Origin of the sequence: Mesorhizobium sp. M0898 (assembly GCF_040319695.1) — a bacterium.
Classification (GTDB): domain Bacteria; phylum Pseudomonadota; class Alphaproteobacteria; order Rhizobiales; family Rhizobiaceae; genus Mesorhizobium.
This window is the reverse complement of the sequence record NZ_JAMYOE010000002.1, coordinates 433,714-439,951: the sequence shown is the minus strand read 5'-3', so window position 1 is coordinate 439,951 and position 6,238 is coordinate 433,714. Positions and strand designations below refer to the sequence as shown.

Annotated in this window: 8 protein-coding genes, 1 tRNA gene and 1 pseudogene; 4 read left to right on the top strand and 6 right to left on the bottom strand. The window is 58.4% G+C overall.

Annotated elements, in window-relative coordinates; translation table 11 throughout:
* Positions 1 to 86: 86 nt before the first annotated feature.
* Together NKH90_RS05250 and NKH90_RS05245 are read right to left on the bottom strand one after the other, a co-directional pair.
* Positions 87 to 728 carry a hypothetical protein gene (locus NKH90_RS05250; RefSeq protein ID WP_352817772.1) on the bottom strand — a complete coding sequence of 214 codons (642 nt, stop codon included), beginning with the start codon at positions 726 to 728 and terminating at the stop codon, positions 87 to 89.
* Between the two features lie 522 nt (positions 729 to 1,250).
* Entirely contained in the window at positions 1,251 to 1,478 is a 228-nt protein-coding gene (locus NKH90_RS05245; RefSeq protein WP_352817769.1) for a hypothetical protein, read from the bottom strand.
* 53 nt (positions 1,479 to 1,531) lie between these two features.
* Between NKH90_RS05245 and NKH90_RS05240 the strand changes: the two are divergent.
* A pseudogene (locus NKH90_RS05240) lies at positions 1,532 to 2,264 on the top strand (ATP-dependent DNA ligase).
* A 48-nt stretch (positions 2,265 to 2,312) separates the two neighbouring features.
* On the opposite strand, the gene NKH90_RS05235 reads toward NKH90_RS05240, so the two are convergent.
* A complete protein-coding gene (locus NKH90_RS05235; RefSeq protein WP_352817766.1) occupies positions 2,313 to 2,540 on the bottom strand; it encodes a hypothetical protein in 228 nt (75 codons plus the stop codon).
* An 88-nt stretch (positions 2,541 to 2,628) separates the two neighbouring features.
* Here NKH90_RS05235 and NKH90_RS05230 point away from each other — a divergent pair, with 88 nt between their 5' ends.
* Both NKH90_RS05230 and NKH90_RS05225 read left to right on the top strand, forming a co-directional pair.
* On the top strand, positions 2,629 to 2,958 hold the full coding sequence (locus tag NKH90_RS05230) for a hypothetical protein (RefSeq protein WP_352817763.1): 330 nt from the start codon (positions 2,629 to 2,631) through the stop codon (positions 2,956 to 2,958).
* Positions 2,959 to 3,087: 129 nt separating this feature from the next.
* Positions 3,088 to 4,017, top strand: a complete 930-nt coding sequence (locus NKH90_RS05225) for a DUF4238 domain-containing protein (RefSeq protein WP_352817761.1) — start codon at positions 3,088 to 3,090, stop codon at positions 4,015 to 4,017.
* 148 nt (positions 4,018 to 4,165) lie between these two features.
* On the opposite strand, the gene NKH90_RS05220 is transcribed toward NKH90_RS05225, so the two are convergent.
* The 3 genes from NKH90_RS05220 to NKH90_RS05210 all read right to left on the bottom strand — a co-directional run bounded on the left by NKH90_RS05220 (position 4,166) and on the right by NKH90_RS05210 (position 5,118).
* Positions 4,166 to 4,240, bottom strand: a tRNA-Glu gene (locus tag NKH90_RS05220).
* A 90-nt stretch (positions 4,241 to 4,330) separates the two neighbouring features.
* Complete coding sequence (locus NKH90_RS05215; RefSeq protein ID WP_352817759.1) at positions 4,331 to 4,738, bottom strand: VOC family protein; 408 nt, start codon at positions 4,736 to 4,738, stop codon at positions 4,331 to 4,333.
* Positions 4,735 to 5,118, bottom strand: coding sequence for a fimbrial protein (locus tag NKH90_RS05210; protein WP_352540246.1), 384 nt, complete (start codon positions 5,116 to 5,118; stop codon positions 4,735 to 4,737). Before NKH90_RS05210 ends, NKH90_RS05215 begins: the two co-directional genes overlap by 4 nt.
* Before the next feature lie 26 nt (positions 5,119 to 5,144).
* On the opposite strand from NKH90_RS05210, the gene NKH90_RS05205 reads away from it, so the two are divergent.
* Positions 5,145 to 6,185, top strand: coding sequence for an RluA family pseudouridine synthase (locus tag NKH90_RS05205; RefSeq protein ID WP_352540247.1), 1,041 nt, complete (start codon positions 5,145 to 5,147; stop codon positions 6,183 to 6,185).
* Positions 6,186 to 6,238: the final 53 nt, after the last annotated feature.

Sequence of the window (6,238 nt, the reverse complement as noted above, 5' to 3'; positions counted from 1 at the left end):
TATCGGGGAACAACCACCCGCTCTTCAATATGTGACCGTTTCCGGCTTCAGGGCGACTCGCTCCGCGATTACCCCATGTTTGAAATTCAGACTTCCGCGTGAACGATCAAAAGACGGCTTACGTGCGTCGTCCAAGCGGATGTGTCTGCGCACATCCAGCCAATAGCTTCGATTATCTCAGCATGGAGCTTCGGCAAGTCACGTTGAAAAATTGGCTCGTGATGCGCGATGCGATTCCTAAACCGGCGAATTGCGTTGAAGCGACCGTGTACAACAGTCCGTTTTCGTCTTCCCCCTACGGCAAAACCATCGAATAGTGTCTTGCGCCAAATGGTGTCGTCGTACCCCGTACCTAAGAGGCCGACCCAAAACGCGTACTTGAGTTCAGAGACAATCGCGTCATTGGATGGCCAATCGACCCCTTTCTGTAGCTCAGCTATCGCGTCGCCGATCATCCTAAGTGAAGCCTCAGCCAGCGGCGGGCCACCATTCGTCATCCAGTCTGACCCATAAACTTCTGACATTCGGAAATGGATCGTGTTCCGCAGGCAGATTTCCACGCACTGCAAAGGCGTGTAAAAGGCTTCTGAAAGTCGCGCGTTCCGTTCGTAACTCGATAGTGCGCCAGAAACGTCATCGCCGCAGACGGCTAAATATTTCCGAAGCCGGCTGAGACTTAGGGTTTTAACCAACGACGCGTTAATTGCATCTGTTCTCAAATCGTTCACTTGCCGTTCATAGAATTTGCGCTATAACACCATCCGTATACCCCGGGCCGGCCTCTGCTGCAAAGCATGCTCCCGGGGTCAGTCTTTTTAGGCCTGTACCTCTTTCGTACGGTCCACGCTTGCCCGGCTTCGGCGCAACAGCATCCGTCTTCTCGCACAGATTATCCATTGACCAAAGCGTCTGCGAGAGGCCGGCGGCCATTGCCGGTGACATTTTCAGCGTACGGCCATAGGCCTCTAAAAGGGAGCGTCTGAAAACAGACGGGAAACAGGGACAAGTCAGCTCGGAAATTCCATTGCGCTCTATGCGCTTAGGCCAGTTTAATCCCCACTGAAAACAGCGACGGATCAGCTACGGCCGCCGGTTATGCGTTGGGTCCTGGGCTGCAGGAAACAGGCTAACGGCTCGCTGAAAACAGCGGCGGAACAGCAGCGGCGGCTGACCTTTTGAACCTTTTTAGTGTTGGCTGAGGGGGCTTATATGAAAAAATCGCTACCGGATTTCGCGAGGAACGGCCGGAATTATCGAGATAGCCGTTCCACGGTTTCAATGATGGCCTTGGCAAGGGCTTCTGCCTCATGGATCGGCTCGGGACCGTAGAGCATCAATACCGCTTCCTCGCTGGGCAATACGCCGGCCGGGCATGTCTGTTCGATAGCCATGCGGATCAGATTGAGGCATGTTCGATCGCCGCTATGGGCGAAATTTTCCTTGATGAGATCTGGCGACACCGCAAAGGCTTCCTGCATTAGTGAACCTAATGTAACTCAGCGGATTGAATCGCGTTCCGCGAGTGCCGTTCATGCGTTTGAAGTTCATCCCGCCGCTGATGCCGACGTTGGTAGACAAGCCTCCCGCGGGCGACGACTGGATTCACGAGGTCAAGTTCGACGGCTACCGATCGCAGATCGTCATAGACGAAGCCGGCACGCGCATCTTCACGCGCAACGGGATGGACTGGACGGCGAAATATCCCGATTTGGTCGAAACGGCCAAAGTGCTCAACGTCGACAGCGCCATCGTCGACGGGGAAATCATTGTCCCGAATGAAGCTGGCCTTGCCGACTTCGCGGCTCTGCGGAAGGCGATTACCCGGCGCCAGCATATCTCTTCCGGGCGAAACCAAAGCAATCTTTCACCTGCTCGATCAGGCCGGGATGGAGGGGATGGTTTCGAAGCGCCGCAAGAGCAAGTATCGCAGTGGGCGGTCGATCAACTGGGTGAAGGCGAAGTGCTACGCCGTTGACGAATTCGAGCTGCTCGGCGTCGAGCGCGAGGCCGGAAAGCCGGCGTTCGCCCTCATGGGGCAGATCGGCACGCGAAGATATGTCGGGTCTGCCTTTATCAATTCAAGCCGCGAGATCCGCGAGCGGCTATGGAAGCGCGTCCAGGAGCATGCCGGACCGGCGCCGAAGGGCATGAAGCGGCCGGCCACGCAATGGGTCAAGCCGGGACTGATCGGCCGCGTGAAGCACCTTCGAGGCGAGGAAGACTTGCGCCACGCCTCGCTGCAGGATTTCCGCGAAGACGATTGAACCTTGGCGCGTTGGTCGGTGCTGAATGCAGCGATTCCCCGCTGCCCGCTAGTTCGCTGGCCCCGTGCCGTGCCATCGGATGAAAGCTGCATCCTGGCCGGTAATGTCCTTCACCGATTTCAACAGGGTTTCATGGACCGCTCGAAGCGCTCGATAGTGGTCGCAGGTAGGCGATAGCAGCGGCCGGACAATGCTTTTGTGAAGCTCTTCCGCAGCCGCCATGAAGCGGTCGATCTCGGCCTGTGAAAGTTGCTTGGATGGTTTGGTTCTGGCCATTGTGCGATCTCCGTTAAGTGGATCGCCGCACCGCACCGGCACAATGAGGACCATATTCCTAATTCGACCGCAAGAGTTATTCTGCCAGATGGTCCTGATCGATCTTCGCAATTACCCCCTCAAGGGCCTGGACTGCACGCCTCGATATCTCAACATGAGCAGCCGTGGTATCGACTTTTCCCTTGCCTGGCTGAACGGTCCAAATGCCGGTTTGCCCTGCTTCGGCATTGGCGATGAACCGGCGCTCCTCTTCGAGCTGCTGGCTAAGTTCTTCTCGGAAAGCCTTCCACTGGTCTATCGTTGCGGCCATCGGGTCTCCTTCCTCGCTGACTTTCGGCTGAAAGTGACGCAGCTCTGGTGGGCGCGCAAGCTTTCGCCCCTCAAGGGGGTTCAGCCGATGGATGCCCCCCCGAAATAACGGGAAGGAAACGGGACCCGGCCGCCCTCCTGAAAACAGACGCGAAACAGACGAGGCGACCCGTTTATCGGACAGTATCGGCGGTTCCCCGATCTGGTCTACACTATCTCCCAAGGGGCAAACAAATTTATGGCATCACGCAAGCAGAAGCTGCCGACAGACCACCATTTCGTACCACAATTCATTCTACGGAACTTCATGGACGGGAATGGCGAATTGCATGCCTACGATCGTAGATCGCCCCCACGAGGCGTCTTCTCAACGCCTCCGGCAAAGGTCTTTTTTGAGAAGAACCTGTACACAGCCATCAAAGAAGATGGCACTCGCAACGTGGATCTCGAAACAGGGTTCCGCCCGCTTGAGCATGCCGCTTCAATACTTATCAGGACCATCATTGACGCCGCCCGACAGGGCGTGGTTCACCGTCTGTCACTCGACGATAGGAACCTGCTTGATGCTTTCCTCTATTTTCAATGGAAGCGGGTTCCGGACAGTATCAACAGGGTTGTGTCCCGCTCCGATCTCAAGGCATTTGGCATTGCGAGGTTGAAGGAGTTCGAGGAAACAACGCGCCCGCTGACCGAGGACGAGAAGGAGAAGTTCGAGGACCCAGCCACTTGGGAGCGCATTATGAAGAACGCCCGACGAGACACCATTGCGAGGGGCAGCACGGCCATCATGCAAGTGCTTTCAGGTCTTGTTTTCAACGTGGTCCATATCCGCAATCCAAAAAAGGCATTTATCGTTGGTAGCCACCCAGTGTCGAAGCTCCATCCAGCCGGTGAGGCGCAGCTTAATGGCGCTCGAACGGAGCTGTGGTTGCCGGTAGCTTCGGATGTTGCGATAGCCTTCACAGGAAGCGGGAAGTCGCAGCATGTGGCGCTTTGGGATGGCGACCAAATTCGCAAAGTTAATCAGGCAACGGCCTGGGGGAGCAGCCTGATCGCATCACGTTCGCCGCTACTTACTCGCTCCCTCATCACTCATGTTGGGAGCAGAATGCACCTTGTTGGTCTACAGTCCTCCGGACGTGGATCGATCCCCTCTGAATTCGGATAGGCGGTCATACATTCCATCTCGGGCCAATCACCCGTGTGCGGCACCTGTTTGCTGCCGAAACCAAATCAAAAAATTGGACCGTGCGGAACACTTATTTGACCGTTATTTGACGGTTTTGACTGCCGACCAGCTAAGGCTTTGAAATGCTTGGTACGCCCAAGGGGAATCGAACCCCTGTTACCGCCGTGAGAGGGCGGTGTCCTGACCGCTAGACGATGGGCGCGTTCAAGAACCGGCGATATAGGCTGACGGCTGGCAAAAAGCAACTAGGCTTAAGGCTGCCGATCGCGCCGGTGAAGTATCCGCTGCAAGCCTAGCGTTTTGGCTCGATCAGGTCCCAGAGATTTCCATAGAGATCTGCGAAAACCGCCACAGTGCCATAGGTCTCGTGCCGGGGCGCCTCACGGAACTCAACGCCCTTTTCGAGCATCAGCGCATAGTCGCGGGCAAAATCGTCGGTTTCGAGGAACAGAAAGACCCGGCCGCCGGTCTGGTTGCCGATGGCGTGCCTTTGCGCATCGCCGGATGCCTCGGCGAGAAGCAGCCGCGCACCCTGTCCGTTGCACGGCGTGATCGTGACCCAGCGTTTGCCGCCGCCGAGATCGACATCTTCGGCGAGCACAAAACCCAGCCGGTCGACATACCACGAGATCGCCTCGTCATAATTTGCGACGACAAGCGCGACCGTGGCAATGCTGCGGTATTCGGCAAAACCGGTCATTTGTTCCTGATCGAAAAATGGCCAACGATGCGGCGCTCGGTGATGTCATAGACGAAGATGGCGCGGCTGCCGTCGGGCAGCTCTGCGTCGATCGACAGGTGATTGCCGGACAGCGATTGGCTGATCACCCTGGCGCCGACCGGCAGCACGATGTCGCCGTTGACCGTCTCGCCGATCGGCACCTGGATGTCGCTGCTTAGCGGAGGGGCGGCAGGCGGCGCGTTGCGCGCTTTGTAGACAAGTGCCGCGATCACCACCATAAGGGCGAGGAACAGCAGGCCGAGATTGATGGCGACGAAGCGGACGAGCTTCCTCCGCACCTTTTCGACCTCGGGGTCGAGCGGCTTTTCCTCGTCTTCGTCGGCAAGCGGCCGGGCCATGGCAGCAGATTCCGGAACTGTTTTCGATGAGCGCTCATAACGAAGTGGTCAGACAATTAATAGGGGCCGGACCGATCGTCCTGGAGGCGGGCGCTGATGCGGCCGGCCAGCGGCTCGACCAATGGCTGGCGGCCAGGCTCGGCCCCGACATGTCGCGCAGCCGGGTACAGATGCTGATAAAGCAGGGCGCCGTCAGGATCGGCGGCAAGCCAGCCAGCGAAACGAAGCGCAAGATGGCGCAAGGTGACAGCGTGTCGGTTGATATGCCGGAGCCGGAACCGGCGGCGCCGCAAGGCGAAGATATTGCGCTGGACGTCCTCTACGAGGACAGCGAGCTGATCGTCATCAACAAGCCGGCCGGGCTGGTCGTTCATCCCGGCGCCGGCAACTGGACCGGCACGCTGGTCAACGCGCTGATCCATCATTGCGGCGACAGCCTGTCTGGCATCGGCGGGGTGAGACGGCCGGGCATCGTCCATCGCCTCGACAAGGAGACCAGCGGCGTCATGGTCGTCGCCAAGACCGATCGCGCCCACAAGGCGTTGTCGGAGGCCTTTGCCGACCACGGCCTGACCGGCGATCTCGAGCGGGCCTATCTGGCGTTGGTCTGGGGCATACCGGCAAGGCCGACCGGGACCGTCGACGCGCCGCTCGGCCGCGCCGCCGACCGGGTACGCCGCGCCGTGGTGCCGCAAGGCCGCGACGATGCCCGCCACGCCGTCACGCATTTCACCGTCGTTGAGCGCTTTGGCGAGCAGCAGCAGGAATTCGCCATGGCGAGCCTGGTCGAATGCCGGCTGGAAACCGGTCGCACTCACCAGATACGCGTCCACATGGCCCATATCGGCCATCCGGTGATTGGCGACCCCGAATACGGTCAGGCTTTCCGCACCAAGGCCAATCGGTTGCCCGAGCCGCTAAGAAGCAAGGTAAAGGCGTTTCCGCGACAAGCTTTGCACGCCCGCCTCCTTGCATTTCGCCATCCCGATACCCATCTAACGATGAGGTTCGAAGCACCGATACCGTGGGACATGGAGGAACTCGTCGACGGCTTCCGCAAGCTCTGAACCAGCCACCTGAAAACCTGACCGGCGTTGTTCACTTCAACGTGACACACTGT

Bases quoted from the DNA above. Each gene is read 5' to 3' on its own strand.
- NKH90_RS05225 (WP_352817761.1), top strand. From the start codon at position 3,088: ATGGCATCACGCAAGCAGAAGCTGCCGACAGACCACCATTTCGTACCA.
- NKH90_RS05215 (WP_352817759.1), bottom strand. From the start codon at position 4,738: ATGACCGGTTTTGCCGAATACCGCAGCATTGCCACGGTCGCGCTTGTC.
- NKH90_RS05230 (WP_352817763.1), top strand. From the start codon at position 2,629: ATGGTCCTGATCGATCTTCGCAATTACCCCCTCAAGGGCCTGGACTGC.
- NKH90_RS05235 (WP_352817766.1), bottom strand. From the start codon at position 2,540: ATGGCCAGAACCAAACCATCCAAGCAACTTTCACAGGCCGAGATCGAC.
- NKH90_RS05205 (WP_352540247.1), top strand. From the start codon at position 5,145: ATGAGCGCTCATAACGAAGTGGTCAGACAATTAATAGGGGCCGGACCG.
- NKH90_RS05245 (WP_352817769.1), bottom strand. From the start codon at position 1,478: ATGCAGGAAGCCTTTGCGGTGTCGCCAGATCTCATCAAGGAAAATTTC.
- NKH90_RS05210 (WP_352540246.1), bottom strand. From the start codon at position 5,118: ATGGCCCGGCCGCTTGCCGACGAAGACGAGGAAAAGCCGCTCGACCCC.